The following is a 25,237-nucleotide window of genomic DNA, read 5'->3' as shown; positions in this document are numbered from 1 at the left end:
CGCCGAGGCCAGAATAGTGAGAATGGGCGAATCGATGACAGACGTGCAGCAGGAGCGCAGGCATCCCGGCACGATCGGGGAAGTATTCTGGGCATTCCTGCGCCTCGGGGTGACCTCGTTCGGCGGACCAGTCGCACACCTGGGATTCTTCCGGGAGACCTTCGTTGAGCGCCGGAAATGGCTCTCCGACGGTACCTACGCGGACCTTGTGGCGCTGTGCCAGTTCCTTCCCGGTCCCGCCTCCAGCCAGGTGGGCATGGCGATCGGACTGCAGCGAGCAGGCATCGGCGGTCTGCTCGCTGCCTGGTTCGCCTTCACCATGCCCTCGGCAATTGTGCTGGTCGCCTTCGCCTTCGGCATCGCCTCACTGGGCGATGACGCGAACATGGGGTGGCTGTACGGGTTGAAGGCGGCTGCGGTCGCCGTAGTGGCTCAAGCGGTGCTGGGAATGGCGAAGAACCTCACCCCAGATGCCAAACGCGCCACCATCGCAGGCGCCGCTATGATCATCATCCTGCTGGTCCCGAACCCCTTCGTTCAGGTTGCGGCAATCGTGCTGGGCGCCGTCATCGGACTCGCTTGGCTGGGCCGAGAAGCCGCTGCGGTCACCGGCGGTCAGGGGCCGGATGCGGGTGCGCGGTCCGGCGGAGATGACGTGCGTCAGGATTTCGGGGCGCGATACGACTTCGGCGTACGCATCTCCCGCAGGGTCGGTGCCGTCGCTCTGACTGCCTTCGCGCTGCTGCTGGTGGCACTGCCGATCCTGACTGCAGTGACCGGAGACTCGAGTCTGCGCTTGGTCGACGTCTTCTACCGCGCCGGTGCTCTGGTCTTCGGCGGCGGTCACGTCGTGCTGCCTCTGCTCGAGACGGAAACTGTCGCGACCGGTCTCGTGGGGCACGATTCATTTCTCGCCGGATACGGCGCCGCGCAGGCGGTGCCGGGTCCGCTGTTCACATTCGCGGCGTTCCTCGGGGCCTCTACGACAACGGGGCCGACGGGACTGATCGGTGCCGGAATCGCCTTGGTGGCGATCTTCCTGCCGGCAGCGCTGTTGGTCATCGCCGCCCTGCCCTTCTGGGAGCGCCTGCGTCGTGCACCTTCTGTGCGGCGGGCACTGCTGGGAGTCAACGCGGCCGTGGTGGGCATCCTGGCGGCCGCCCTCTATGACCCGGTGTTCACTCAGGGCGTCACTTCGCCTGCCACCCTGGCGCTGGCGGTCGCCGTCTTCATCGCTCAGGTGAAGTGGAAGCTGCCGGCATGGGCCGCCGTCATCGCCGCCGGACTGATCGGGTTCGCGTTCCTCTGACTCCCAACCTCGGTGCTGACGTCGGGTTGGCATTCGCCGAAACACACCTGGAGCGTCGCCACCCCTGTGCGTGCACCGGGGTCTCGACACGACGGCGGTGTGTCGAAGCTCGGTAGACGCGAATAATCAAGAACGTGCCGATTGCGTCCGACTGTAAGTTGAATAACCGATAAGTAGCCGTTTGCGATGTCGCACCTGGTAGCAGGCCTGTCGATTCACGCGTTGAAGCTCGAATTGTGGCCTGGAGCCCGGACTCAACTGTGATGGTTCTTCTCCTCCAGGTAGGCTCTTCCATGCAGATCGGCAGTCCATGCTGGTCGAGACCGGTGGAGGCGAGCGATGGCAGATGGGGACAAGACACTGCCCGGTTCCCTTGACGAATCTGGCGTACGCCGCTTCGGAGCACTTTCGGGAAATACCAAAGGCATCAGTCCGCAGACGCAGCAGGCCGGCGACAGCGCAGCCTCAACCGAACCTCCGTCAGAGCCCCCAATCGAGCCGGCGCTGCCGCGCGCCGGCGAACTCACATCGGCGAGCGAAGACGCCATCGTCGATCCATCTGAGGCGATCCTCGAACGCATCGATCTCGACTCCTGGAAGTGGCCGAAGTACTTCGCCTTCGCTCTGACGCGCATGGAGGAGATATTCCCGACCGGGGGTATCCCGCGCGGGATCGGCCCGGTCCGCGAGCTTGTGACCGAAGAGAACGATTTTCGTCCCCTGCCCATCGACCGCGAGAAGTGGTCCGGTGCTGACGAGAGTTGGTCGACCGTCGGCGACGTTCTGGCCAACACATTCACCGACGCCTGGATGGTCTCCCGCGACGGCATCGCGCTGGAAGAGGAATACGCCTGGCCGATGAAGCCTGCGCGCCAGCATATGCTGTTCTCGATCAGCAAGTCCATCGTTTCCGCGGTCGTCGGCGCACTCACTGACGCGGGCCTTCTGTCCCCAGACGACCTGGTCACCACCCGCGTGCCCGCACTGTCCGAGAGCGGATATGTCGGGGCAACCATCCGCGACCTCCTCGACATGCGATCGGGCATCAAGTTCTCCGAGGAATACCTCAAGGAAGGATCCGAGATCCGGGACCTGTTCGAGGCGGTCGACTTCGCGCCGCGGACAGCCACCTCGGCGAACGGAATCAAGGACTTCCTCAAGGGCCTGACCAGCGAACGCGAGCACGGCGGTGCCTACGTCTACCGCAGCTGCGAGACCGACGTTCTGGCCTGGATCTGCGAAGCCGTCGTCGGGCAGCCCTTCTCCGTCATCGCCAGCGAATACGTATGGTCGAAGATCGGTGCGGCCCACGCGGCCCAGGTCTGCCAGGACCGGTGGGGCGGGTCCATCGCGGACGGCGCCATCAGCACCACCCTGCGCGACCTGACCAGATTCGGTGAGATGATCGCCCGCGGTGGAACCACGGCCGAGGGAGAACGTGTCCTCTCGGGCCAGTGGATCGACGACATCTTCACCGGGGCAGCCGATTCCGCCCAGGTATTCGCCGACTCCCCGTCGGGCCAGTCCTACCCGGGCGGAATGTACCGCAGCCAGTTCTGGGTGCCCTCGGCCAGCCGCGACGTGGTCATCGGCATCGGCATCCACGGCCAGATGCTCTACATCGACCGCGCCACCCAGACTGTGGGCGTCAAGCTCTCCAGTGACCCTCAGCCGGTGAGCCTGGCCCATCAGCACGGCACCCTGGCCATGTTCGAGGCCATCGCCGAGGCTGTTCCTCCGAAGACCGGATCCGCGGCTGCATCGCCGGTGGCATCCGCAGTCGAACCCTCGAGTGATCTCGGCAGTGCCGCTCCCGAAACCTCAGCTCCGAGCGCTTCGGCCCCGGCACCGAGCACTTCGGCACCAGCACCGAGCACTGCCGTGGCAGGAGCGCCCGCACCAGGTGTCCCAGCTCCGAACGCTTCATCTGCGAACGCTGCGCCTGTGCACGCTGCGCCTGTGCACGCCGCGGTTCCCCGCGCTGCCGCAGCAGGCACCCTGATTCCGAACGTGGCCGCACCCGCCGCTGCCGCAAGCATCGCACCACAGCCGTTCGTGCCTCAGCCCGGCATCGTCTGACTCGCGTTCGAACGCCGCTGCCCGCCCGTGTATGACGAAAACGGATGCATCCCACTGCCTCGTGGCTGTAGCGTGACGAATTGGAACGATTTCGATCCCAGGAGGTAGCGCACCATGACTGATTTCTTCGATCGCGAAGGCGACGGAAAGTACGACAAGGCCTACAAGGAGACCACCCCGGACATCCTCAAGGCCTTCGGAGATTTCAACAATGCCGTATTCGCCGAGGACGGGCGTGAGATCCCGCTGAAGTACCGCGAGCTCATCGCCTATGCCGTCGGACTGACCACCCAGTGCACATATTGCATCGATGCGCACTCGAACGCGGCGGTCAAGGCCGGTGCTACGGAGACCGAGTTGGCAGAGACAGCATGGACTGCCTCGGCGATTCGGGCCGGCGGCGCATTCGCCCACGGCCGCCTCGGCTTCAAGCTCACCGGAGTCCACGACCACAGCTGAATCGAACGTGGGGGTGGTGCCCGATCCTCGACTGCTCAGAGTCGCTGATGAACGTGGCCATTCGATTGCCTAGACTGAAGAGCAATCATGACTGAAGATTCCCGATCACCTCTGCGCAGAACACCCCGTCTGCAGCCGCACCGCATTCTCGTGCTGGCTCTGGGCGGGGTGTCTGCCATTGACCTCGGCGTTCCCGTCCAGGTCTTCGGCCGGGGCTCCAATGCGGTCAGCCCCACCGCAACGGTCCATCCCAGCGGCATCCTCCCCGGTGGAACCTGGCTCTACTCTGTCGAAGTGTGCGGAGCCGGTCCCGGATTGGTCACTGGTGCCGACGGTCTCTCCTACTGCGTCGATGTCGGCCTCGACGCGCTGGAATCGGCAGACACCATCGTCATCCCCGGCGCCACCTCGGTCGTCGACGATGAGCCATCGGCGGCCGTTGTCGGCGCTCTGCTCTCGGCGTTCGAACGCGGCGCTCGGATCGCCGCGATCTCGACCGGGACCTTCGTCCTCGCGCGCACCGGTCTGCTCGCGGGCCGGCGTGCCACGACTCACTGGTCCACGGCGAAGGAGCTGGCCCGACGATATCCCTCGATCGAGGTCGACGAGAACGTCCTGTTCATCGATGAAGGACCGTTGCTGACCTCCGCGGGAGCAGCCTCGGCGATCGACCTCTGTCTCCACCTCATCCGCCGCGACCACGGTGTGGGTCTGTCCAACCAGGTCGCTCGCCGGTTGGTTGCGGCCGCTTACCGCAGTGCCGGGCAGGCCCAATATGTGCCGCGCAGCGTGCCCGATCCTCTCGGCGAGGTCTTCGCCGACACCAGGCAATGGGCCCTGCAGCACCTCGGCGAATCACTGACGCTCACGGACCTCGCGGCAAATGCGGGAGTCTCCGTACGCACCTTCTCGCGGCGCTTCGTCGACGATACCGGATACACCCCGATGCAGTGGGTGCTCAGAGCCCGGGTCGATCTGGCCAGGGAGCTCCTGGAGAACAGCGACTTGGGGATCGAGCAGATCGCTGACCAGGTGGGACTCGGCACCGGAGCGAATCTGCGCATGCACTTCCAGCGCATCCTCTCGACCTCTCCCAACGAATACCGGCACACGTTCTCCGGGTGATTCTGGGGAAGAGTCGGCCAGCGGTCTCACCTGTGCGGCGATGGTGGCTCATACGCGGTGGTGGCCCATACGCGTAGATGCCTCAACGCGCAGATGCTTCACATGCTTAGATGTTTCACACTGTGGTGGGGAGAACGCCGCCTTCGGCACGAAGTGCCGCGCCATTCGTTGCCGAGGACTTCGCGCTGGCCAGATAGGTCACCAGATTCGCTATCTCCTCGGGTTCGATGAAACGTTGGATGAGCGAGGACTCACGCACGAGTGTGGACTTCAACGCCGCGGGAGCAAGCGACTGTGCGGAAGCGATCTGCTCGACCGTGTCTGCTACGCCGGTGGAATAGGTCGGACCGCCCAATACGGTGTTGACCGTGACACCGGTGCCCCGGGTGAGTTTCGCGAGACCATTGCTCAGCGCGAGCGCAGCAGCCTTGGTCGCCCCGTAGTGGATCATGTCACCGGGCACATCCACGGCGGACTCGGTGCCGACGAAGATGATTCGGCCCCATCTCTGCTTCAGCATCGGCTTGAGAAGATGACGCGAGAGGCGGACCCCACTCATCACATTGATCTCGAACAGCTGCGACCACTCCGCGTCGGAGATCTCCTCAAACGCAGACACCTCGAAGTGTCCCACATTGTTGACCAGCACATCCACGGGTTCGAGTGCATCGAGGAGTGCACTGACTTGCCCTGAGTCAGCCACATCAGCGGCTATCCCCGAGACATCGCAGCCGGGCACCAAGCAGCGAAGACTCTCAAGGGCTTCGGACACGCGGTGCCCATCGCGACCGTTGATCACTATGGTGGCGCCCTCTGCAGCCAGGCTCGCGGCCACCGCGAATCCGATGCCCTGGGTGGAGCCGCTGACGAACACCCTTTTGCCTGAGATTTCTGTGTCCATGGTGCATCTGTCCTTTCGTGCCGCTGTCCACGGCAGCAATTACTTTCCTGAGTAAGTGAATCGTAGGTGTTTTCACTTTCCCAGACAAGTGAAATGCTAGGCTGTCGCTCATGATCGATGACCAATCCGCTGATGCATTCGACCCAGATGAGCTTGAAGCATGGTCAGCAGTGGCAACGCTTCTGGAATGGCTTCCTGCGGCGCTCGACGCGCAGATGCAGGGTGATTCGGGGATCAGTCACTTCGAGTTCGGGATCCTCTTCGCCCTCTCGGAGGCTGAGGGGCAATCGCTTCGGATGAGTGAGCTTGCCGGCTACGCCAACAGCACCCTGTCCCGCTTGTCGCGCGCGGTCGCACGGCTGGAGCGGAAGCTGTGGGTACGCAGGGCTCCGGATCCGAGCGACGGTCGCATCACGATCGCGACGCTGACCGACGATGGGCAGAAGGCTGTGCGTGCGGCGGCGCCCGGGCATGTTGCTCTTGTGCGCAGGCTCGTCTTCGATTCGCTGACTCGCACTCAGGCTCGCCAGCTGCGCGACAGCAGTCGACGAATCACCGCCGCCATTCGTGCTGATGGCGAATGGCGTTCCGGTGAATCGACCTGTGACGGGCGTGACTGATCGGCTCCGGGGCGGGTCAATTCGATAATGGCCAGATACTTTCGACATCTGGCAATACGTCTGGCGAGAACCTTTCGTAGAATGTCTCTCTGGCCACTGTTGCTGTCTGTGCGAACACGAGACCATAGAGATGTACCCACCAGCAGAACCCCTCCCAAGGAGTGACATTGACTCGCATCGCCATCAACGGTTTCGGTCGTATCGGACGCAGCACACTGCGCGCTCTGATTGAACGCGGCAGTGGCCTGGAGGTCGTCGCCATCAATGACCTCGGCCCCGTCGAAGACCTGGCCAGGCTGCTCAAGTTCGACACCACGCTGGGCCGCTTCGGATTTTCCGTCGAGGTCTCCGGCGATGAGATCATCATCGATGGAAAGCCGATCAAGGTCCTCGCCGAGAAGAACCCCGAGAACCTGCCCTGGTCTGAGATGAACGTCGACGTGGTCCTGGAATCCACTGGACGCTTCACTAAGGCAGACAAAGCACGGGCGCACATCACAGCCGGCGCGAAGAAGGTCCTCGTCAGCGCCCCGTCCAAGGGTGCGGATGTCACGCTGGCCTATGGCGTGAACACCGAGGCCTACAGGTCCGAACACACCATCATCTCCAACGCTTCATGCACGACGAACGCCTTGGCGCCCTTGGCGAAGGTTCTCGATGACCTGGCAGGCATCGAACAGGGCTTCATGACCACGGTCCACGCCTATACCGGCGACCAGATGGTCCAGGACGGACCGCACAAGGATCCCCGTCGTGCCCGCGCCGCCGCGGAGAACATCATTCCGACGTCGACCGGAGCCGCCAAGGCCATCGGCCTCGTGCTCCCGCAGCTCGACGGCAAGCTCAGCGGCGACGCCTTGCGCGTGCCCGTGCCGGTCGGCTCGATCGTCGAGATCAACGCCATCGTGTCCCGTGAGGTCACCCGCGACGAGGTGCTCGAGGCCTACCGCACGGTTGCCGACGGGGAACTCAAGGGAATCCTCGAGTACGAGACCGAACCGATCGTCTCCAGCGACATCGTCGGGCAGGCCGCATCCTCGATCTTCGACTCCGCCCTGACCCGTGTTGAAGGCAAGATGGTCAAAGTCACCGCCTGGTACGACAACGAGTGGGGCTTCTCGAACCGTGTCGTCGACAATCTGGAGCTCATCGCCGAAGGCTGAGGGCCCAACAGGGAGTCCAGTGAAGCAAGCTGACCCTCCAGCTGGCTCTCCGGGTGACCCTCGAGCAAGACAGAAGCTGCCCCGATCGTGCACAACGCGCGGTCGGGGCAGCTTCCGTCTGCACGGGTGGTCTCAGACATCGTCGTCGGCGGGTGTTCCGCCCTCGTCTTCCCAACGCTCGATGGCGCGAACCTTGGCGCGGTTGAACTTCAGACGCACTCCATAGCCGCCCTGGGAGTCATCGCGGACGAACCGGGCGCCGAATTCTTCGAGGGCCTCGAGCACGCGGTGCTCCTGCTGTTCGGTGAGATCGTCGCGTCCCTTCTCGAAGTCCTTGAGTTCGGATTTCTTCACATCGGCTTTGGACGCCACGTCACTGGCAGAGACTCGAACCAGGGCACGGGCCGCACGAGCCAACGGCCCGTCGAAGATCTGTTCATTGCTCATGGTCTTACCCTGCCAGAAGAACCTGGAACCTGCCAGAAGCCCGCTTTCTTCCGAGGACGGCTGCACGGGCAGCTGCCGCTCCCACTGCAAGGACAGCTACACAGACTGCTGCGCATTCACGTGCGCGTTCTTCCGATGCTGTGCAGCCAGCCGAACGGGAGCATCGGGTGCACCGAATCCGAAGTAGTCGCCTCGGCGCTCGATCATCTCGAAGAAGACGGAGCCGATCGTCGATGTGTAGAAGTGCAGGAACTCACCGTGCTCGTCCCGATCGTAGAGGACATGATGGGCCTGCAGCCGCTGTAGGAACTCCGGGTCGAGATCGAAGCGGGAATCGAGGTCCTCGTAGTAGTTCTGGGGTACAGGAAGGAAGTCCAGTCCGCGTGAGAGTGCGGTGGCAGCGGCATGGAAGATGTCCTCGCAGGCCACGGCCACGTGCTCCGGGTAGGACTCGGCCTCTGAGCTGATTCCACGGCCCGCGACGGCTTCGGCATTCGGCTGCGGAGAGACGTTGAGCGGCATCCGAACCGATCCGTCGGTGCTCGACATGACCTGCGACCTGACCAGCCCTGATGGGCTCGGCACGTCCTGTGAGGACTGGGCGTGCAGCGCCAGCAGCGAGGTGTAGAACAGGACTGCCTCGTCGTAGTGGTTTGACGGTTGGGCCAGGTTCACATGGTCGATGTGCGAGATCTGCTCATCGTGGTCGTGTCCGAATTCCTTGATCCACGCCGGTGTCGTCTCGTTGAATTGGTGGAAGAAGACTTCGGAGCCGTCGGGGGCGAAGACTCCGCGCAGCACCTCGTCGTTGTGCGTCTGATCGCGTGGCACCTCCTCCGCATGCAGCAGCGCGGCGCGTTCCATGGCCGACTTCGAATCGGCGACTTCGAATCCGATTCCGCGCAGGAACGTACCGTTCACCGGCGCCGAGGTGGTGCCCGCTTCCTCCGTCACCTCGCTGACGATGATCCGGGCCTTCCCCCGCAGCCACAGCTGCACGTGGGGTTTGCTGCGGTGATAGCCGATGAACTGGAATCCGAGTTGGTGCATCTGGCGAGTCAGGGCGCCGAGGTCGTCGGTGCTCAGTTCGACATAGTTGATTCCGCGCGGTTCCTCCACCTTTGGCAGAGGCTGCAGATCAAGGCCCGGGCCCTGCGCCGCAGACTCAGCAGGGGCTGCAGATGCATCGGCAATGCTGGCCTCGAGCCAGCGCAGCGAGCGCAGGCCGTCGACGGCGGTCCGGTCGGTATCGCCCTGCCGGAACGAGTCGTTGAAGACCTCAAGCGATACCGGCCCGGCGTAGCCTGTGGCGGCGATCCTGGTCAGGAAGTCGCTGAGATCCCAGGCGCCCTCACCGGGGAAGACGCGGTGGTGGCGGGACCAGCTGAGGACGTCCATGGTCAGTGCGGGTGCGTCGGCCAGTTGGAGGAAGAAGATCTTGTCTCCGGGAATCTCCGCAATGCGACCCAGATCCGTGTTGCGCGAGAGGATGTGGAAGCTGTCGAGGCAGGTCCCGATCCGAGGGTGATCGGCGGCCTTCACGAGGTCCCAGGCATGGTCGTATTCGGAGACGAACCGCCCCCAGGCCAACGCTTCGTAGGCGATATTCACGCGATGGCGGTCGGCCAGATCGCCGAGGCGACGCAGCTGTTCCACGACCACGCCGTCATCGGCGATGGTGGCAGTCCCGACGTTCGAGCACAGCAGGATGGTGTCGATCCCGAGCCTGGCCATGAGCTGGAATTTCGTCTCCGCCCGCTTCAGGTTCTTCTGGAACTGCGCCTCGTCGACGCCTTCGAGATCCCGGAAGGGCTGGTACAGATCGAGGCTGATGCCAAGATCGGCAGCCAACTTCGCGATGGCCTCGGGGGAGTCGGGGGAGACGACGAGGTCCTGTTCGAAGATCTCGACTCCGTCGAAGCCGGCCCGTGCTGCGGCCCGGAGCTTCTCTTCCAGAGTTCCTGACAGGCAGACTGTTGCTATCGACGTTTGCATAAACGTCCTTCCTTGCTTCTCATCACCGGCAGTTCTTCGTCACCGGCACGCTCCTCAGTGTGAGCGTGCAGCGTGGACTGTGTCGATCTCATCGAGGCTCAGACCCTTGGTCTCCTTTGCCGTCATCGCGGCCAGCGCGGTGAAGACGCAGACACCGGCGGTGAACCCGGCGACGGAGACCCAATTCTCTCCCGAGGCGCCGGCGACGGCTGAGGCCAGCACCGGGGCGAGTCCGCCGGAGACGGCGAAGCCGATCTGCGTGCCCAGGGCCAGCCCGGTGACGCGAACGGTGGTGGGGAACATCTCCGCGTAGAACGAGGGCCAGATCGAGTTGGCCATCGAGTAGGCGCAGCCGGACATGATCGCGCCGCAGATGAAGATGAGGGTCCAGTTTCCGCTCGAGACCGCAGCCAGGTAGGGGAACATCATCAATCCGGCGCCCAGGGCTCCGATGATGAAGACGGGTTTGCGGCCGATTCGGTCAGAGAGGATCGCGGCGGCCGGGATTGCGAGCAGAGCCACCCCATTGGCGATGACCGAGACCAGCAGCATGGTCGACCGTTCGAGGCCGACGATCGAGGTGGCGAACGACAGCGACCAGACGGTGAAGACCATGTTCACGGTGTTGACCATGGCACAGGCTGCCACTCGCAGAATCGCGACTTTGTGCCAACGGAAGACCGCCATCAGCGGAGGATGCTCATTGCGAGCTTCCTTGAAGGCAGGCGGCTCGTCCAGGCCGCGGCGAATCAGCCAGGCGGTCAGCACCACGAATGCCGAGAGCCAGAATGGTACGCGCCAGCCCCAGCTGAACAGCGCCTCCTCGGGGAGGAAGGCTGTGAAGGGGATGAAGACCGCGGTCGCCAGGAGGGTGCCAGCCTGGGTGCCGTGCAGCGTCCAGCTCGTCGTCCAGGCGCGCTTGGTCTCTTCCGAGTGCTCGAGGGAGACGCTGATCGCGCTCGCCTGCTCTCCGGCAGCGGAGAGCCCCTGGACCACTCGGCACAGCACCAGCAGTGCCGGCGCGAGATATCCGATCTGGTCGAAGGTGGGCAGGCAGCCGACGACGAACGTCGAGAACCCCATGAGGAACAAGGTGAGCATGAGGACGAACTTCCGTCCGAACCGGTCGCCCAGGGGCCCCATGACGAGGGCGCCCAGCGGGCGAACCACATATGCGACGCCGACGGTGCCCATCGCCAGAAGGATGGCCATTCCCGGAGCGGTCGTGTCTGGGAAGAACAGAACGTTGAGGACCAGGGCTGCGGCGGTTCCGTAGACAGCGAAGTCGTAGTACTCGAGAGCCGAGCCAGTCCAGCTCGACAGCGCCGCCCTCAGCGGGGTCTTGGCGGGACGAGCGTCATCGGTCGCGTTGATCATGCTTCCTCGCATCTCTCTATTGCCATCATATGGAAGTAGTTGTTACAGTGTGGTTTACAGTGTGATCGAAATGACATAGTCTGTCAACGTTCAGTTCACTCAAGCGAGCCAAGGAGGCGAAGAATGCCGGCAAAGGGATCCAACTCCGTGACCAAGGCCTTCGAAATGCTCGAACTCCTCGGTGACCATGCAGAGGGCATCAGCGCAGCCAGAGCCGCAGAGCTCACCGGCCATCCCTTCAGCACCGCCTACAGGCTGCTCGGCGGGCTCGTCGAGACCGGATACGCGGACTACGAGCCCTCCACCAAGGCCTACACCCTGGGGTTGGAGGTCTTCCGTCTCGGGCAGAAGGTTGCGCATCGTCGCGGCTTCGCCGGATCGTCCAAAGACCTGCTGCAGGCACTGACGGCGTCCACGGGGGAGTCGAGCATCCTCTCCGTTCGCCGCGGCAATGCCGCGCTCACGGTGATCACCGTCGACGGCCCGCAGTTCCGGACGACGACGGATCCCGGCGACGATTCGCCGCTGCACACCTCGGCGTTGGGGCAGGCACTCCTCGCCCACGACCCCAACAGCGATGACACGATCGGTGAGCTCGAACTGGAGCCGCGGACTCCGAACTCCATCACCGATCCCGTACAGCTGCGAACCAAGCTCGAACAGATCCGCGCCACCGGCTGGGCGGGGCAGTCCGAGGAGAACGACATCGGCATGAACGCCCTGGCCGTACCCGTCTTCGACCTCGACGGTCGCCTGCTGGCGGCCCTTGCATTGGCCGCACCGGTGTTCCGTCGAACCTTGGACGAGCTCATCGAATTCGTCCCCCAGCTGACCGAGACGGCCGCCGCGATCGCCGCCAGATTGCCCAGGTGACCATGCAGACCGTCCTCATCCTCAACGGACCCAACCTCAACCTCCTCGGCGTGCGCGAACCTGAAATCTACGGCCGCACCACACTGGCCGACATCGAAGACATATGCACCGCAAGCGCCGCCGAGGCTGGCCTGGGCGTTCGTTGTATCCAGAGCAACCACGAGGGCGAGCTCATCGATGCCGTGCACGAGGCCCGAGAGACCACCGTGGGTGCCATCATCAACGCCGGCGCCTACACGCACACGTCTCTGGCACTCCACGATGCACTCAAGTCCTATGATCATCCGATCATCGAAGTGCACCTGAGCAATCCGCATGCCCGCGAATCATTCCGTCACCACTCCTACCTCTCACCCGTGGCAGCCGCGGTGATCACCGGTGCCGGAGCCAAGGGGTATGTGCACGCGATGGAGATCCTGGCCGACAAGCTCGGCACCGCGGCTGGCTCAACAGCGGCGACCACGTCAGACACGAACACCACACGCACCACACGAAAGTGAGACTATGACCCGGTCACTGCTCCTGGGACTCATCGGCGAAGGCATCTCCGCCTCCCGCACCCCGCGCATGCACGAGAATGAAGGCGCTGCGCATGATCTGACCACGATCTACCGCACGATCGACATCGCCGAGGAGCGACTGGCCTCTGTGCCGCTGACTGAGCTGCTGACATCGGCGGTGAAACTCGGCTTCGACGGACTCAACATCACTCACCCCTTCAAACAGCAGGTCATCGACCACCTCGATGAGGTTGCCCCCGGCGCTCGCCGGATCGGCTCGGTCAATACGGTCGTCATCGACGAAGCTGGACGGACGACAGGTCACAACACCGACGTGACCGGGTTCGCACGAGGATTCGAAGCCGGACTCGACGGTGCTGCAAGGAATCGCGTCGTGCAGATCGGTGCAGGCGGAGCAGGACGCGCCGTCGCCTTCGCGCTGTCAGAGCTGGGGGTCAAGGACCTCGTCATCGCCGACATCAGTGCACAGCGAGCTCAGGATCTGGCCGCCGAGATCGGGGACCACGTCCGCGCGATCTCAACTCAAGAGCTGGAGCCGGCCATCACCTCGGCGGATGGGATCGTCAACGCCACCCCGGTCGGCATGGCGGCCTTTCCTGGGACGCCCTTCGACACCGGGCTGCTGGATCCGCAGACCTGGGTCGCCGATGTCGTGTACTTCCCACTTGAGACCCAACTGCTCCGGGAGGCCATGGACAAGGGGTGCCGGACTCTCGACGGTTCAGGTATGGCCGTCAACCAGGCGATCGACGCCTTCGAACTCTTCAGCGGATGCAAGGCCGATCCGACGCGGATGCGCGAGACCTTCCTGTCCTTCGGCGCCTGAGTTCGACCTCCACTGAGCCCGCGATCACCGAGGCGTGAAGCGGCGGCTCACTGTGCGTTCTTCTGCTTGCGATATTCCCGGATATAGGTGATGACGAAGATGCCGACGATGATCGCCAAGGTCAGCCACAGCGCGTACTTGTCGACGACTTTGAGCACATCGACGGCGGCCTCACCGAGCTGATAGCCCAAGGTCGTCCAGATGATGGTGAAGAGCAGGCACCCCAGGAGGTCGGCGATGAGGAACAGTGACAGTCGCATCCGCGTCCAACCGGCGACGAGGTAGACGAGGGTTCCCGGTACTCCCGGGCACCGCGAGACGATGGTCATGAGGAACAGAGCCCAGTTGGGGATCCGCTTGAGGGATTCGATTCGCTTGAGCTGTCGTTCGTTCTGGGCGAAGAGCCGCAGGATTCCGTCGCCCCAGCGTCGGCCGGCCAGCCAGAACGCCCAGTCGAGTTTCGCCATTCCGATGAATCCCGCAACGACGACGAGCCACAGCGGAATCTCGCCGATGCGGGCGTAGGCTCCGGCCGCGACGACCGCGGTCTTCGCCCCGTTGATGAATTCCTGCAGCACCGGTGCGTTGACCAGCATCCAAGGGCGCAGCGGCATGAGGCCCAGGTAGACGAGGGGGACGCCGATGATGAGGAAGAGCAGCACCTTGTCCAGGCGCGAGGCCTTGCCCTGCCATGGTTTGAGCGCGGCCCAGGGGCTCTCGTCCGAGGAGTCAGTGCGGCTCTCGTCCGAGGAGTCAGGGCTTTCGGATTCCTCGAACCGGGCCTCGTCATCGGGCAGACGGTTCTCACTCATCAATGGCTCCTGCATGGGGCTGTGCGGACGGCGCTCACGGTATCACAGCGACTCAGGTGATCCCTGGCAGTGCGCGGATGATCTGTCTAAGAAGACTCTCATCGCTGATCACTCGACAAACCCTCCGGCCTTGGGCAGTGTTGAGAGCGTGGAAGGAAGATCGAAGATTCTGGGCTCGGTGGTGGCCGCTCTGGTGATCGCGCTCGCAGTTCTCACGGTCATCATCGTCAGGAGCTCCGCTCAGCCGGAGCCGCCAGATCTCACCCCGGTCGAAGTCACCCCCGAGACCTCGGCACCCTCGAAGGCCGATGGATCTGCCGATCAACCCACCGGGTCGACCAAGTCCTCCGATTCTTCCGGTGAGTCAACTGTGCCCGACGAACTCGAACATTCCTATGAGCCAGTGCCCAACCCGCCGCGCGAAGTGCCCGCCGATTCCGACGACGATGACCACGGCGACGACGATGACGACGGCGACGACCACGGCGACGACGATGACGACGGCGACGACGATGATGATGGCGGCGACGGCGACGACGGCGACGACGATGACGACTGAACGTCGAATCCGGATGACCGTCCAGAATCGACTGACGATCACGGTCGCCATTCTCTCCGTACTCGCTCTCACCGTTGTCGGGCTCGTCCTCTACACCGTCGAAGCGAACAACGTCGAGGGTCGGAACACGGCCGCCATGGCTCAGGAGATCGCAGAGATGCGCTCCTTCGCCCAGAACGGTGTCGACCCCGAGACCGGGGAGCGCTTCACCTCTGTCGACCAGATCCTCAGCCAGTTCCTCGCCCAGAATCGGCCAGACGAAGATGAGACCCTGTTCGCCTTCCTCACCGATGGTCGTGTCCTCTACCAGGGGGAGCCGAATTCCGCGGTGAACGGTTCCGCAGAGTTCGAGAAGGCCGTGGCCGGAGTGTCCGCCGACGGCGGCGAGATCAACCTGACGATCGACGGCGACGAATACGAGGGCTACGTACTGCCGATCACCTCCGGACCCGGTGGAGACACACCCGGCGGAGACACGGCCGGTGGATCCAAGTCAGGCGCGGACAACGGCTTGGGGTCGTTCGTCGTCGTGCACAACGTCACCGCCAGCCACGCCGATCTCTCGCAGGTCATGCAGATCTACATCGTCGTCGCACTGGCCGCTGCGCTGCTCATCTCGGGAATCTCTTCGGTGCTGGCCAGGCGGCTTCTGGCTCCGGTCACCGAGTTGCGGCAGACAGCACAGTCGATCTCCGGCGGCGATCTCAGCAGCCGGCTCGCCACACGAGGCAATGACGACATCGCCGAGCTCGGACGCACATTCAACGATATGCTCGACCGCCTCGAAGCCTCTTTCGAGACGCAGAAGCGCTTCCTCGACGACGTCGGTCACGAGCTCCGCACGCCCCTGACCATCCTCAGCGGCCATCTTGAGACCATGGACTCCAGCGACGTCGATGATGTCGATGAGACTCGGACGATGCTGCTCGATGAAACCGACAGGATGGCCCGCCTCGTCGAGGAGCTGCTCATTCTGGCGCGTTCTCGTCGCCCCGACTTCGTTCGACCGGGCCAGGTCGACGTACCTTCGCTGCTCAATGAGACCCTGGCTAAGGCCAAAGGGCTGGGACAGCGTGATTGGAAGGTCGAGACTCCACCGGCCGTCGTGCTCACCGCTGATCGACAGCGGCTGACGCAGGCTCTGCTGCAGTTGGCCGCAAACGCCTTCGAACACACCGAGGTGGATCAGTCGATCACCTTCGGCGCCGGCGTCGAAGGTGACAGCGTCCATCTCTGGGTTCGCGACGAAGGCAGCGGCGTCCCGGATGAGATCGCAGCCGACATCTTCGAACGATTCAGCCGAGGGTCGACCGAGGGACACGGTTTCGGCCTCGGACTGTCCATCATCATGGCCATCGCCGAGGCGCACGGAGGGACCGTCGTCCTCGATCACGTATCCAGGGGCGCCCAGTTCCGAATGATCCTGCCGAAAGGACCGCAGTGAACAGAATTCTCGTTGTCGAAGATGAGGAGCGGATCTCCGCCTTCATCGCCAAGGGACTCAAAGCCGCAGGCTTCAGCACGGAGATCGCCGCCGATGGGATCTCGGGCCGAGACCTGGCGCTGACAGGAGACTTCGACCTGCTCGTCCTCGACATCGGGCTGCCGGGTCTCGACGGATTCAGCGTTCTCGGCCAGCTTCGCACACAGCGCCCCGACCTTCCTGTCCTCGTGCTCACCGCACGTGACAACGCAGACGACACGATCTTCGCGTTGGAGTCCGGCGCTGCCGACTATATGATCAAACCCTTCCGCTTCGGCGAGCTGCTGGCCCGCATCAGACTGCGGCTCAAGGAGACGATCATCGAAGCTCCGAAGACAGAACTCGTTCGCGGAGATGTGCACGTCGACCTCCTCAGACGGCAGGTGTGGGTGGCTGGGAAGATCGTCGACCTTTCTGCCCGTGAGCTGTCATTGGCAGAGATCCTGCTGCAGAACCGCGGCAATGTGCTCTCGCGGGAACAGCTGCTCTCACATGTGTGGGGCTTCGACTTCGATCCCGGTTCCAATGTCGTCGACGTCTATGTCGGCTATCTGCGCAAGAAGCTGGGCAGCGACTTCGTCACCACCGTGCGCGGGTTCGGTTACCGCGTGGACTGAATGCGAGCCTAAGAGTCTTCTCATCTGCGTCTTAACTCCACCTTAATCAGGCAGACCAGGATGAAGAGTATGAATTCCACTCTGAGAATCGCATTGTTCTCCCACGACTCCCTGGGGCTGGGACACATCCGCCGGAACCGTGCCTTGGCCTTCGCCCTGGCCAAGGACCTTCCCACACTGACCGGACGCAGAGTGAGCGGGCTGCTCATCGCAGGCAACCCCGAGGCCACTCGCTTCGATCTCCCCGCCGGATGGGACTGGGTGATTCTGCCCGGTGTGACCCCATCTGCTGGAGGCTACGAGCCCCGGGCATTGGCCTCGTCGATGGAAGGGCTCAGCGCCCTGCGGGCCGCCGCGATCACCGCGATCCTCGACCAGCAGGACCCTGAGCTCTTCATCGTCGATCGCCACCCCTTCGGCATCGACGGCGAACTGAACGACGCACTCGACCACGTCAGGGCTCGCGGGTGCCACACGGTCCTTGGCCTGCGCGAGGTCCTCGACACCCCCTCGGTGATCGAACGCGAATGGGATCGTGTCGGCGGAGCCGGCGTCGTCGCTGATGCCTTCGACGAGGTCTGGATCTACGGTGACCCGGACGTCTACGACCCAAGGGCGACCGGTGAAGTGCCAGAGGAACTTGCGCGCATCGCGGAATGCACCGGATACCTGGCCATGGAACGCCCCGCGGAACACTCCGTGGAACGTGCGGCGACAACGCATGGACGGTTCGTCCTCACCTGCCTGGGAGGAGGCTCCGACGGCGCCGACCTCGCATCGATCGCGGTACGTGCGCGTCCACCGGCGGGCCACACTCACCTGGTCGTGACGGGTCCCCAGATGGACTTCGCCGAGTTCGAAGCTCTCAAACGATCCGCGTCGGAGTCGACCATCGTCATCCGACACAGCGACGACGTTCCCGGCCTCATCGACCGGGCATCCGCACTCGTCTGCATGGGCGGATACAACACCATCAGCGAGGTGATCGCGACGACGACTCCGGCCCTCGTCGTCCCCCGGAACGGGCATCGTGCCGAGCAGCCCCGGCGGGCATCTGCGCTTGCCGCGGTCGGCGCGATCGACACACTGTCCATTGATCGGATGAGCGCAACGGCACTCAGCGATTGGTTCAGCCGGCAGGTCGATCGCTCTATCGACCGCTCGCACATCGACCTGGCCGGACTGGCCTCGGTCGCGCACCTCGCTGCCGAACTCATCGGCCCGCACGTCACCGCCATCATCCCCGACCACAGTCCCGCGGCCTTCGGCGCCGTCGCTTCAATCGAGGAGGCCAGCTATGCAGGCTGAACACGCACTCACACACGGGCCCACAACTGCGCACTTGAACACCAAACGCGCCTACGTCCTGAAGATGTACCCGCGCTTCTCCGAGACCTTCATCGTCTCCGAGATCCTCGCCAGGGAGGCTGCGGGGGAGGAGCTGATCATCTTCTCCCTGCGGCCGAGCACCGATACCCGCTTCCACCCGGAGCTGGCCAGGGTCAAGGCCCCTGTCATCCACGTCGAACGGCCCTCGAGCGCCCGCAGCTTCTGGCAGACTTGGCAGGAGAACATGCAGGATCCGAGGATCGCCGCTGGACTCAGGGCCCACCTCGGCGACATCGCAGAGCTGAGCCACGACGATGCCGTCCAGGCTGCTGCCGTGGCCCGCTTGGCACTCGACCACGAGGTCACCCACCTCCACGCCCACTTCGCGTCGGTGGCGACGACGGTGGCTCGGGCCGCCTCGGCGCTGACGGGGATCGCATATTCGTTCACCACGCATGCGAAGGACATCTTCCATGAGAGCGTCGAACTCGACGATCTGAGCAGGAAGGTCGCCGACGCCGACCACGTCATCGCCATCAGCGACTACAACCACAGCTACCTGCGCCGCACCCTCGGCCCTGAGCTCAGCGAGCGGATCGTCGTCGTGCGCAACGGTCTCGAACTCGACCGTTTCCCCTATCGTCCCGAGATCGCCGAGCGACCAAGCGGTGCGGCGCAGGCGATTCCCTCGCTTCTGGCCGTCGGCCGTCTCGTTGAGAAGAAGGGATTCGCGCATCTGCTCACCGCGCTCGCCCGGCTGCGCGACAGCGGCCTGCCCTGTCACCTCGATCTTGTCGGTACGGGTCCGCTTGAGGACGAACTGCGCGAGCTCATCGTCACCAGCCACCTCACCGAGCTCGTCGATATGCACGGAGCGCTGACCCAGTCCGAAGTCCGCGAGATGTTCGTCAGTCACGACCTCCTCGTCGCCCCGTTCGTCGTCGGCGCCGACGGCAATGCCGATGGCCTGCCGACCGTCCTGCTCGAAGGCATGGCCACCGGAATCCCGTGCATCGCCGGTACAGTCACGGCCGTGCCCGAGGTCATCATCAACGATGAGACCGGGTGGCTGGTCGAGGGGGATGCCCCCGACCAGATCGCAGCCACCATCGCCGAGGTGGTCCATCGTCTGCAGAAGAATCCTGCTTCCGTACGAGAGATCACCGATGCTGCTCGCCGCCTCGTGTGCCGAGAGCACGACTCACGCTCCCAGGCCCGCGAACTTGCCGACCTGGTGACTGGCGCAATCGCGACCGAGACTCCGGCGGCACACGTGCTCGGTCAGGCCGCATCGAACACTGGTCACCCCGCGCCGAACTCCGGCGAAGCCACGCCGAATGCCGATCGAGAATTGGAGCATGTGTCATGAGAATCGCCTATATTCTGCTCGACCCGGGCATCGGAGTATTCGGCACCAAAGGCGCAAGCGTCCACGTGCAGGAAGTCATCCGCACCTTCAGAAGCCTCGGGCACGATGTCAGCGTCTTCTGCACCCGCACCGATGACGACGTGCCGACCGACCTCGCCGATCTCAACGTCACCCGCCTCAAGGTGCCCGGCGGTCTTGATCGAAGCCAACGGGAGATGGCGCTCATGCGCCTGTCCGACATGCTCGCTGATATGGTCGTCGACACCGCTTCTGCTCCGGATGCGGGAACTGACCAGGCCTTCGACCTCGTCTACGAACGGTATTCGCTGTTCTCCACCGCCGGAGCACAGATCAGCAGTCGCCTCGGCGTGCCTCTGGTCCTCGAGGTCAACGCACCTCTGCTCGCCGAGCAGAAACAGCATCGCGGTCTCGTCCACGATGCACATGCCGCTCGGACCACAGCCCACTGCTTCGTCGAAGCCGAGCGGATCGTCTGTGTCAGTTCCGCTGTTGCCGCCTGGGTGGAGCGGGACTACCCGGGACTGCGCGATGTCTCGGTGGTCCCCAACGGTGTGAACACGGAACGGATCACTCCGGCACAATCGTCCGAAGGGATGGGCAGCCTCGGCGAGGAACCAAGCCTGGGCGAAGAACCAGGTCACGATCGACCCGTGCCAGGTCACAATCGACCTGTGCGGATCGGATTCGTGGGAACCCTCAAACCCTGGCACGGCACCGACCGACTCATCGAGGCCTGTGCCGATCTGCGCGGGAACTTCCATCTCGATATCCTCGGGCACGGGCCGGAGGCGGAGGCTCTGCAGAAGCAGGCGAAGGCTCTTCGCCTCGGTGACCGCGTGACCTTCCACGGGGCGCTCGCCCCCGCAGAGATTCCTGTCCGACTGCGCACCTTCGATATTGCTGTGGCCCCTTACCCGGCAGGGGAGAACTACTTCTCGCCGCTGAAGATCTACGAGTACCTGGCAGCGGGACTGCCCATCGTCGCCTCGGCGATCGGTTCGATTCCCGAGGTCCTCGACGGGACCGGTGCGGCAGCGCTTGTGCCTGCCGGCGACTCCAGTGCGCTGGCCGGTGCCCTGCAGGACCTCATCGACGACGCCGCGGCGAGGCAGCGGATGGGTGCTGCCGCTCGCGCCGAAGCACTTGCCCATCATTCGTGGACCAGTCGGTGCCAGGAGATACTGGCGCCGTTCGTGTTGGAGTCGGTATGAGTCAGACCTCGAAAACGAATAGGGCCAGGACCAAGATCTCCCCCGGGGCACTGAAGCGAACCCTGCGGATCCTCACCCCGCACCTGGGCCAGCATAAGTGGCTCATCCTCGGCGGGCTGGCCGCGCTGTTCTGCGACGTCATCTTCCGCATCCTCGAGCCATGGCCGCTCAAGATCGCCATCGATGCCGTGACCGCGGCCCTGGGCGCAGAGATCGGGCCGACCATCGGCGTCGGATCGAACGTCGGGATGACCTTGGCAGCGGCCGCGATCGGTCTGGCGGTCATCGTGGCAGGCCGAGCCGTGGCGAACTATGCCTCGACCATCTGCTTCGCCCTTGTCGGCGCCCGAGTCGCGACCCAGCTGCGCTCGCGGGTCTTCGAGCATGTGCAGGCTCTGTCGCTGAAGTACCACTCGCGGGCCTCGATCGGAGACACCTCCCAGCGCCTCGTCGGCGATATCGGACGCCTCCAGGAAGTGGCGGTGACAGCAGGTCTTCCGCTGGTGGGCAACGTCATCACCCTGGCCGTCCTCCTCGTCGTCATGGTCATCCTCGACCCGGTGCTCAGCGCCATCGTGCTCATCACCGCAGCGATCTACGGGGTGCTGTCGAAGATCGCGACCCCGAAGATCACGACAGCCTCCCGCTCAACCCGCAAGGGCGAAGGAAGGCTCGTGGGCTCCGCCGCCGAAGCGCTGGGCGCCATCCGCGTCGTCCAGGCCTATGGTCTCGAGGGCACCGTGGCCCGCGAATTCTCCAATGGAAACGAACGCGCGCTCAAGGCGGGTGTGCGTGCCCGTCGTCTGGCCGCGGGGCTGGAACGATCAACCGACGTGCTCGTCGGCGTCTCCCAGGCTCTGGTGCTTATCTTCGGCAGCTACCAGGTGCTGCGCGGGGCCATGTCCCCCGGGGACCTGGTGCTGTTCCTGATGTACCTCAAGATCGCGATGAAGCCGCTGCGCGATATGGCCAAATACACTGGCCGCATCGCCCGAGCCACCGCGTCTGGGGAACGGATCGCCGACCTCCTCGACGAACCGATCGAGATTGCTGATGTCCCCGGCGCTCTGACCATGGGGCCCGTCGTCGGTGATGTTGTATTCGACCGCATCACCTCAGCGGACGGCCATGGGAATCCGCTGTTCAACGATTTCAATCTGCTGATCCCTGCGGGGCAGAAGGTGGGGATCCTCGGCGCCTCCGGAGCCGGGAAGTCCACGTTGATGAGTTACCTGCTGCGGCTCTCACAGCCGGAATCGGGGTCGATATTCATCGACGGCTACGACACGCACAACGTCACCAGGTCCTCCCTGCGCTCGAACGTGTCGGTGCTCCTGCAGGAATCGGTTCTGTTCGCCGCGACCGTGCGGGAGAACATCCGCTACGGCCGTCTGGATGCCACCGACGCCGAGGTGGAAGACGCGGCTCGTGCGGCCCAGGCCGAGGAGTTCATCTTGGGATTGCCCGAGGGGTATGACACCGTGTTGGGCAACCGGGGTGACACGCTCTCCGGTGGGCAGCGACAGCGTCTGGCGATCGCCAGGGCATTGGTTCGTGACGCACCTGTCGTAGTCTTCGACGAGGCGACTTCCGGTCTTGACCCGCAGACCCGCGGGCAGGTCGCGGGTTCGGTGTCGAAGCTGACCGAAGGACGGACGAGCATCGTCATCACTCACGACCTGGCGATGATCCGCGACCTCGACCGGGTGCTGTGGCTCGAGGACGGGCAGATCGTCGAAGACGGATCGCTGAGCGAATTGGCCAGTGACTCGGACACCAGAATCGCTCGCTGGATGCGCACGCAGGCCGAGGATTCCCAGATGGGGAACACTCTCAAGGAGGTGACGGGATGACGAATCTCCAGAGCATGGATGAGGCAACCGCAGAATTCGCTGGCCTGCCGTATGTCACCGAGCTCAGGTCGGCCGAAGCACTGTCTCAGCGTTTGGGATCTGCCGTCGTCCCGACCCGGATTCGGGTCAAACGCGGTCGCAGCGCCATCGTTTCCTGGCAGCGCAAGGGTGAGGGCCGCCTCGGCGGGCTCCATGACTGGGGGTGGAGCGCGGTTGTGACCAGCGCGGACAAACTCGCCAACATCCGCAGGCGGGCCGCCCGCGCAGGCGAGGCGGTGGTCGTTCACGAATGCAGCGAGCCGAGATCCGCCGGTGCTACGGGCAGCGTGCTGCTCAGCGGATCGGTGCTGGCCGATTCGAAGCTGGGTAAGGAGATCGCCCGTGCGATGCAGAGCCTGTCCGGCGCAGACAGCCTCGAGGTGATCGGGTACAACCCGGGCCGGCGCGTCCTGCTCAAACACAGAGGGCAGCCGTCGGGCGAACTCGAGTTCATCCGCATCGGCACGCGTTCCCAGCAGCACCTGATCGGGACCGCCGCGCAGTGGGCCAGGTGGGGTCTGCCGACTCTGCCCGTCGAGTCCATCGGCAGCAAGGGTACGGCTGTGCGCTCCCCGTGGTGGGGGACCGGTGACCTCGAGACCCTCCCCGATCTGGCAGTGGCAGAGGAAGTGGGAGTGATCATCGCAGAACTCCATCGCCACACCCCCGCCGAGGTTGCACCTGGCTTCTCGACATCGCCGATCGATCAAGCAGCTGCGGCCGCGGCAGTGCTGTCGCAGCTGCTGCCGGAGGTCGGCGGCGCGACGGATGGCATCGTCCGGCGACTTCACCATCGGATCGGGAACGAGTGCGGAACGGGGGTCGGCGCTGAAGCCGGCCTGGGTGCTCGCGCTATTCACGGTGACCTCAGTCCCGACCAGGTGCTCGTCGGCCATTCGGAATCTCGCATCATCGACCTCGATCGGGCCGGGGTCGGGCACGTCGGAATGGATCTCGGCAGGTGGGTGGCCGCCTGTCGGCGACGTACCGATGTGGCGGCCGAAACCCTCGAAACCGGTTTCCTTGACGGCTACCGAAGCGCCGGAGCGGCCGAGGTCGACGTGGAAGCGTGGGCTGTTTGGGCCATGCTCGTCACGGCCCTCGAACCGTGGCGGGCGTGCCGACCGGATTGGCAGCAGGCCACGCTGCAAGCCATCGGCGCTGCGCAGCAGGCGCTGACCGCAAGCGAGCGCCGGGTCTCGTGATGACGTCACGCGTCATTTCCGACGTCGTCACTGTCGACGGTGAGGCATGGGCAGTGCGCCGCGCCTGGCCGACCAGCCGCAATCGGATCGCCATCGAGGCCCAGAAGGGCTCGGAGATCAGAGCCGGCTTCCTCAGTGCCGGACATGTGGACATGCTCGCTGCGGGCAGAGATCCGAAGCTTCCGGGTCTCGAGCGACTCCTCGCCACCACCGGAAACCAGCTGATATCGCACCGGCCAGGAAAGAGAGCCGTCATCCGACTGGCAGAGGGAGGCTTCGCCAAATGTGTGCGGTCGGCACGGGCGGCAGACATCATCGCCGGTCAGGACCGGGCCGAATCCTTCCGGAACGGCTTCGCACTGCCGAACGTCCTTGCATCAGATGACTCAACAGTTGTCCTCAGCACATTGCCGGGTGTTGAACTCCACGATCCGCGGCGCCTTGGCGTTGACTGGGCGCAAGCCTGGACTGATGCCCTCGACGCGTGGGCGCTCGCCGCCGAAGAGACTGTGAGCCCGATGCCTGTTCATTCGGCAGCATCGGAGGTGCAGGTGCTCGAGGAGTGGCGAGATCGCGCCCACGAGATCCTCGGACCACAGCTTGCCGAGGTGGACTCCCTGATCACGGACGTGCGTGCTGATCTCCTCAACGCCGGTGCCGCCCCGACAGGCGAAGGGAACTGGGGGCCGATCCATCGGGACCTCCACGACAAGCAGATCATGTGGGACTCGGTCGCAGGGCCAGGACTGCTCGACGTCGACACCGCCTGCCTGGGCGAACGCGAACTCGACCTCGGCAATCTGTTCGCCCACGCACGGTGGCGCACTCAGCAGCGGATCTGGACGCCAGACGACGCCGAGGTGGTGATCCGGGAGATCTCCCGCGTCACCTCGGCGAGCGGACTCGATCCACGGCGGGTGCGCGCTTATGAGCGCTCAGCACTCGTGCGGCTGGCCTGCGTCTACGCGTTCCGGCCACGATGGAGCTCAATGACAGGCGTTCTGCTTGACGCCGCGCACGAGTAACTCATCAGCAACAGGCTGC

At 64.3% G+C, this 25,237-nt stretch carries 23 protein-coding genes; 18 read left to right on the top strand and 5 right to left on the bottom strand.

Annotated features, from left to right (window positions below):
• The first annotated feature begins 22 nt into the window (after positions 1-22).
• The 4 genes from chrA (at position 23) to FO013_RS01470 (ending at position 4,972) form a co-directional block, all read left to right on the top strand.
• Complete coding sequence (chrA, locus tag FO013_RS01485) at positions 23-1,309, top strand: chromate efflux transporter (protein ID WP_143920736.1); 1,287 nt, start codon at positions 23-25, stop codon at positions 1,307-1,309.
• Positions 1,310-1,648: 339 nt separating this feature from the next.
• Positions 1,649-3,388, top strand: a complete 1,740-nt coding sequence (locus FO013_RS01480) for a serine hydrolase domain-containing protein (RefSeq protein WP_143920734.1) — start codon at positions 1,649-1,651, stop codon at positions 3,386-3,388.
• 114 nt (positions 3,389-3,502) lie between these two features.
• Positions 3,503-3,847 carry a carboxymuconolactone decarboxylase family protein gene (locus tag FO013_RS01475; protein WP_143920732.1) on the top strand — a complete coding sequence of 115 codons (345 nt, stop codon included), beginning with the start codon at positions 3,503-3,505 and terminating at the stop codon, positions 3,845-3,847.
• A gap of 87 nt (positions 3,848-3,934) precedes the next feature.
• The gene (locus FO013_RS01470; RefSeq protein WP_143920731.1) at positions 3,935-4,972 is read left to right on the top strand and encodes a GlxA family transcriptional regulator; all 1,038 of its coding nucleotides are present in this window, start codon (positions 3,935-3,937) and stop codon (positions 4,970-4,972) included.
• A 115-nt stretch (positions 4,973-5,087) separates the two neighbouring features.
• On the opposite strand, the gene FO013_RS01465 is transcribed toward FO013_RS01470, so the two are convergent.
• Entirely contained in the window at positions 5,088-5,873 is a 786-nt protein-coding gene (locus FO013_RS01465; RefSeq protein WP_143920729.1) for an SDR family NAD(P)-dependent oxidoreductase, read from the bottom strand.
• A gap of 110 nt (positions 5,874-5,983) precedes the next feature.
• On the opposite strand from FO013_RS01465, the gene FO013_RS01460 reads away from it, so the two are divergent.
• Together FO013_RS01460 and gap are read left to right on the top strand one after the other, a co-directional pair.
• Complete coding sequence (locus tag FO013_RS01460) at positions 5,984-6,493, top strand: MarR family winged helix-turn-helix transcriptional regulator (RefSeq protein ID WP_143920727.1); 510 nt, start codon at positions 5,984-5,986, stop codon at positions 6,491-6,493.
• Between the two features lie 167 nt (positions 6,494-6,660).
• Positions 6,661-7,656 carry a type I glyceraldehyde-3-phosphate dehydrogenase gene (gap, locus tag FO013_RS01455; protein ID WP_143920725.1) on the top strand — a complete coding sequence of 332 codons (996 nt, stop codon included), beginning with the start codon at positions 6,661-6,663 and terminating at the stop codon, positions 7,654-7,656.
• 132 nt (positions 7,657-7,788) lie between these two features.
• Here the strand turns inward: gap and FO013_RS01450 are convergent, their stop codons facing one another.
• The 3 genes from FO013_RS01450 to FO013_RS01440 form a co-directional block, all read right to left on the bottom strand.
• On the bottom strand, positions 7,789-8,103 hold the full coding sequence (locus FO013_RS01450) for an XRE family transcriptional regulator (RefSeq protein WP_143920723.1): 315 nt from the start codon (positions 8,101-8,103) through the stop codon (positions 7,789-7,791).
• Positions 8,104-8,199: 96 nt separating this feature from the next.
• On the bottom strand, positions 8,200-10,098 hold the full coding sequence (locus tag FO013_RS01445; RefSeq protein ID WP_143920721.1) for a bifunctional sugar phosphate isomerase/epimerase/4-hydroxyphenylpyruvate dioxygenase family protein: 1,899 nt from the start codon (positions 10,096-10,098) through the stop codon (positions 8,200-8,202).
• A gap of 54 nt (positions 10,099-10,152) precedes the next feature.
• On the bottom strand, positions 10,153-11,475 hold the full coding sequence (locus tag FO013_RS01440) for an MFS transporter (protein ID WP_143920719.1): 1,323 nt from the start codon (positions 11,473-11,475) through the stop codon (positions 10,153-10,155).
• Positions 11,476-11,598: 123 nt separating this feature from the next.
• Between FO013_RS01440 and FO013_RS01435 the strand changes: the two genes are divergently transcribed.
• Genes FO013_RS01435 through FO013_RS01425 form a run of 3 tightly spaced genes read left to right on the top strand, consistent with a single transcriptional unit; the run spans position 11,599 to position 13,695 of the window.
• A complete protein-coding gene (locus FO013_RS01435; RefSeq protein WP_143920717.1) occupies positions 11,599-12,348 on the top strand; it encodes an IclR family transcriptional regulator in 750 nt (249 codons plus the stop codon).
• A gap of 2 nt (positions 12,349-12,350) precedes the next feature.
• On the top strand, positions 12,351-12,848 hold the full coding sequence (aroQ, locus tag FO013_RS01430; RefSeq protein WP_143921000.1) for a type II 3-dehydroquinate dehydratase: 498 nt from the start codon (positions 12,351-12,353) through the stop codon (positions 12,846-12,848).
• 4 nt (positions 12,849-12,852) lie between these two features.
• Positions 12,853-13,695 (top strand): shikimate dehydrogenase, encoded by an 843-nt coding sequence (locus FO013_RS01425; RefSeq protein ID WP_143920715.1) that lies wholly within the window; start codon positions 12,853-12,855, stop codon positions 13,693-13,695.
• 47 nt (positions 13,696-13,742) lie between these two features.
• Here the strand turns inward: FO013_RS01425 and FO013_RS01420 are convergent, their stop codons facing one another.
• Entirely contained in the window at positions 13,743-14,507 is a 765-nt protein-coding gene (locus FO013_RS01420) for a DedA family protein (protein WP_143920713.1), read from the bottom strand.
• 148 nt (positions 14,508-14,655) lie between these two features.
• Between FO013_RS01420 and FO013_RS01415 the strand changes: the two genes are divergently transcribed.
• From FO013_RS01415 to FO013_RS01375, 9 genes are all read left to right on the top strand, one after another.
• The gene (locus FO013_RS01415) at positions 14,656-15,066 is read left to right on the top strand and encodes a hypothetical protein (RefSeq protein WP_143920711.1); all 411 of its coding nucleotides are present in this window, start codon (positions 14,656-14,658) and stop codon (positions 15,064-15,066) included.
• Positions 14,972-16,510: a sensor histidine kinase gene (locus FO013_RS01410; protein ID WP_260847907.1), complete on the top strand. Its 1,539-nt coding sequence runs from the start codon at positions 14,972-14,974 to the stop codon at positions 16,508-16,510. Before FO013_RS01415 ends, FO013_RS01410 begins: the two co-directional genes overlap by 95 nt.
• Positions 16,507-17,166: a response regulator transcription factor gene (locus tag FO013_RS01405; RefSeq protein ID WP_143920710.1), complete on the top strand. Its 660-nt coding sequence runs from the start codon at positions 16,507-16,509 to the stop codon at positions 17,164-17,166. The genes FO013_RS01410 and FO013_RS01405 overlap by 4 nt, the downstream gene beginning before the upstream one ends.
• 69 nt (positions 17,167-17,235) lie before the next feature.
• Positions 17,236-18,474 carry a glycosyltransferase family protein gene (locus tag FO013_RS01400; RefSeq protein ID WP_143920708.1) on the top strand — a complete coding sequence of 413 codons (1,239 nt, stop codon included), beginning with the start codon at positions 17,236-17,238 and terminating at the stop codon, positions 18,472-18,474.
• Positions 18,464-19,864, top strand: coding sequence for a glycosyltransferase family 4 protein (locus tag FO013_RS01395; RefSeq protein ID WP_143920706.1), 1,401 nt, complete (start codon positions 18,464-18,466; stop codon positions 19,862-19,864). Before FO013_RS01400 ends, FO013_RS01395 begins: the two co-directional genes overlap by 11 nt.
• Positions 19,861-21,096, top strand: coding sequence for a glycosyltransferase family 4 protein (locus tag FO013_RS01390; RefSeq protein ID WP_143920703.1), 1,236 nt, complete (start codon positions 19,861-19,863; stop codon positions 21,094-21,096). Before FO013_RS01395 ends, FO013_RS01390 begins: the two co-directional genes overlap by 4 nt.
• Positions 21,093-22,949 carry an ABC transporter ATP-binding protein gene (locus FO013_RS01385; protein ID WP_143920701.1) on the top strand — a complete coding sequence of 619 codons (1,857 nt, stop codon included), beginning with the start codon at positions 21,093-21,095 and terminating at the stop codon, positions 22,947-22,949. The genes FO013_RS01390 and FO013_RS01385 overlap by 4 nt, the downstream gene beginning before the upstream one ends.
• The gene (locus tag FO013_RS01380) at positions 22,946-24,193 is read left to right on the top strand and encodes a phosphotransferase (protein WP_143920699.1); all 1,248 of its coding nucleotides are present in this window, start codon (positions 22,946-22,948) and stop codon (positions 24,191-24,193) included. The genes FO013_RS01385 and FO013_RS01380 overlap by 4 nt, the downstream gene beginning before the upstream one ends.
• Positions 24,193-25,218 carry a phosphotransferase gene (locus FO013_RS01375; RefSeq protein WP_143920697.1) on the top strand — a complete coding sequence of 342 codons (1,026 nt, stop codon included), beginning with the start codon at positions 24,193-24,195 and terminating at the stop codon, positions 25,216-25,218. Before FO013_RS01380 ends, FO013_RS01375 begins: the two co-directional genes overlap by 1 nt.
• Positions 25,219-25,237 lie beyond the last annotated feature (19 nt).

Source organism: Brevibacterium aurantiacum (genome assembly GCF_007558825.1).
Lineage (GTDB): Bacteria > Actinomycetota > Actinomycetes > Actinomycetales > Brevibacteriaceae > Brevibacterium > Brevibacterium aurantiacum_A.
The sequence above is the reverse complement of the archived record's forward strand: the minus strand, read 5'-3'. Positions and strand labels throughout refer to the sequence as shown.

Excerpts from the sequence above, each read along its gene's own strand:
- chrA (WP_143920736.1), top strand. The coding sequence starts at position 23 with ATGGGCGAATCGATGACAGACGTGCAGCAGGAGCGCAGGCATCCCGGC.
- FO013_RS01480 (WP_143920734.1), top strand. The coding sequence starts at position 1,649 with ATGGCAGATGGGGACAAGACACTGCCCGGTTCCCTTGACGAATCTGGC.
- FO013_RS01475 (WP_143920732.1), top strand. The coding sequence starts at position 3,503 with ATGACTGATTTCTTCGATCGCGAAGGCGACGGAAAGTACGACAAGGCC.
- FO013_RS01470 (WP_143920731.1), top strand. The coding sequence starts at position 3,935 with ATGACTGAAGATTCCCGATCACCTCTGCGCAGAACACCCCGTCTGCAG.
- FO013_RS01465 (WP_143920729.1), bottom strand. The coding sequence starts at position 5,873 with ATGGACACAGAAATCTCAGGCAAAAGGGTGTTCGTCAGCGGCTCCACC.
- FO013_RS01460 (WP_143920727.1), top strand. The coding sequence starts at position 5,984 with ATGATCGATGACCAATCCGCTGATGCATTCGACCCAGATGAGCTTGAA.
- FO013_RS01450 (WP_143920723.1), bottom strand. The coding sequence starts at position 8,103 with ATGAGCAATGAACAGATCTTCGACGGGCCGTTGGCTCGTGCGGCCCGT.
- FO013_RS01445 (WP_143920721.1), bottom strand. The coding sequence starts at position 10,098 with ATGCAAACGTCGATAGCAACAGTCTGCCTGTCAGGAACTCTGGAAGAG.
- FO013_RS01440 (WP_143920719.1), bottom strand. The coding sequence starts at position 11,475 with ATGATCAACGCGACCGATGACGCTCGTCCCGCCAAGACCCCGCTGAGG.
- FO013_RS01435 (WP_143920717.1), top strand. The coding sequence starts at position 11,599 with ATGCCGGCAAAGGGATCCAACTCCGTGACCAAGGCCTTCGAAATGCTC.
- aroQ (WP_143921000.1), top strand. The coding sequence starts at position 12,351 with ATGCAGACCGTCCTCATCCTCAACGGACCCAACCTCAACCTCCTCGGC.
- FO013_RS01425 (WP_143920715.1), top strand. The coding sequence starts at position 12,853 with ATGACCCGGTCACTGCTCCTGGGACTCATCGGCGAAGGCATCTCCGCC.
- FO013_RS01420 (WP_143920713.1), bottom strand. The coding sequence starts at position 14,507 with ATGAGTGAGAACCGTCTGCCCGATGACGAGGCCCGGTTCGAGGAATCC.
- FO013_RS01410 (WP_260847907.1), top strand. The coding sequence starts at position 14,972 with ATGACGACGGCGACGACCACGGCGACGACGATGACGACGGCGACGACG.
- FO013_RS01400 (WP_143920708.1), top strand. The coding sequence starts at position 17,236 with ATGAATTCCACTCTGAGAATCGCATTGTTCTCCCACGACTCCCTGGGG.
- FO013_RS01395 (WP_143920706.1), top strand. The coding sequence starts at position 18,464 with ATGCAGGCTGAACACGCACTCACACACGGGCCCACAACTGCGCACTTG.
- FO013_RS01390 (WP_143920703.1), top strand. The coding sequence starts at position 19,861 with ATGAGAATCGCCTATATTCTGCTCGACCCGGGCATCGGAGTATTCGGC.
- FO013_RS01385 (WP_143920701.1), top strand. The coding sequence starts at position 21,093 with ATGAGTCAGACCTCGAAAACGAATAGGGCCAGGACCAAGATCTCCCCC.
- FO013_RS01380 (WP_143920699.1), top strand. The coding sequence starts at position 22,946 with ATGACGAATCTCCAGAGCATGGATGAGGCAACCGCAGAATTCGCTGGC.
- FO013_RS01375 (WP_143920697.1), top strand. The coding sequence starts at position 24,193 with ATGACGTCACGCGTCATTTCCGACGTCGTCACTGTCGACGGTGAGGCA.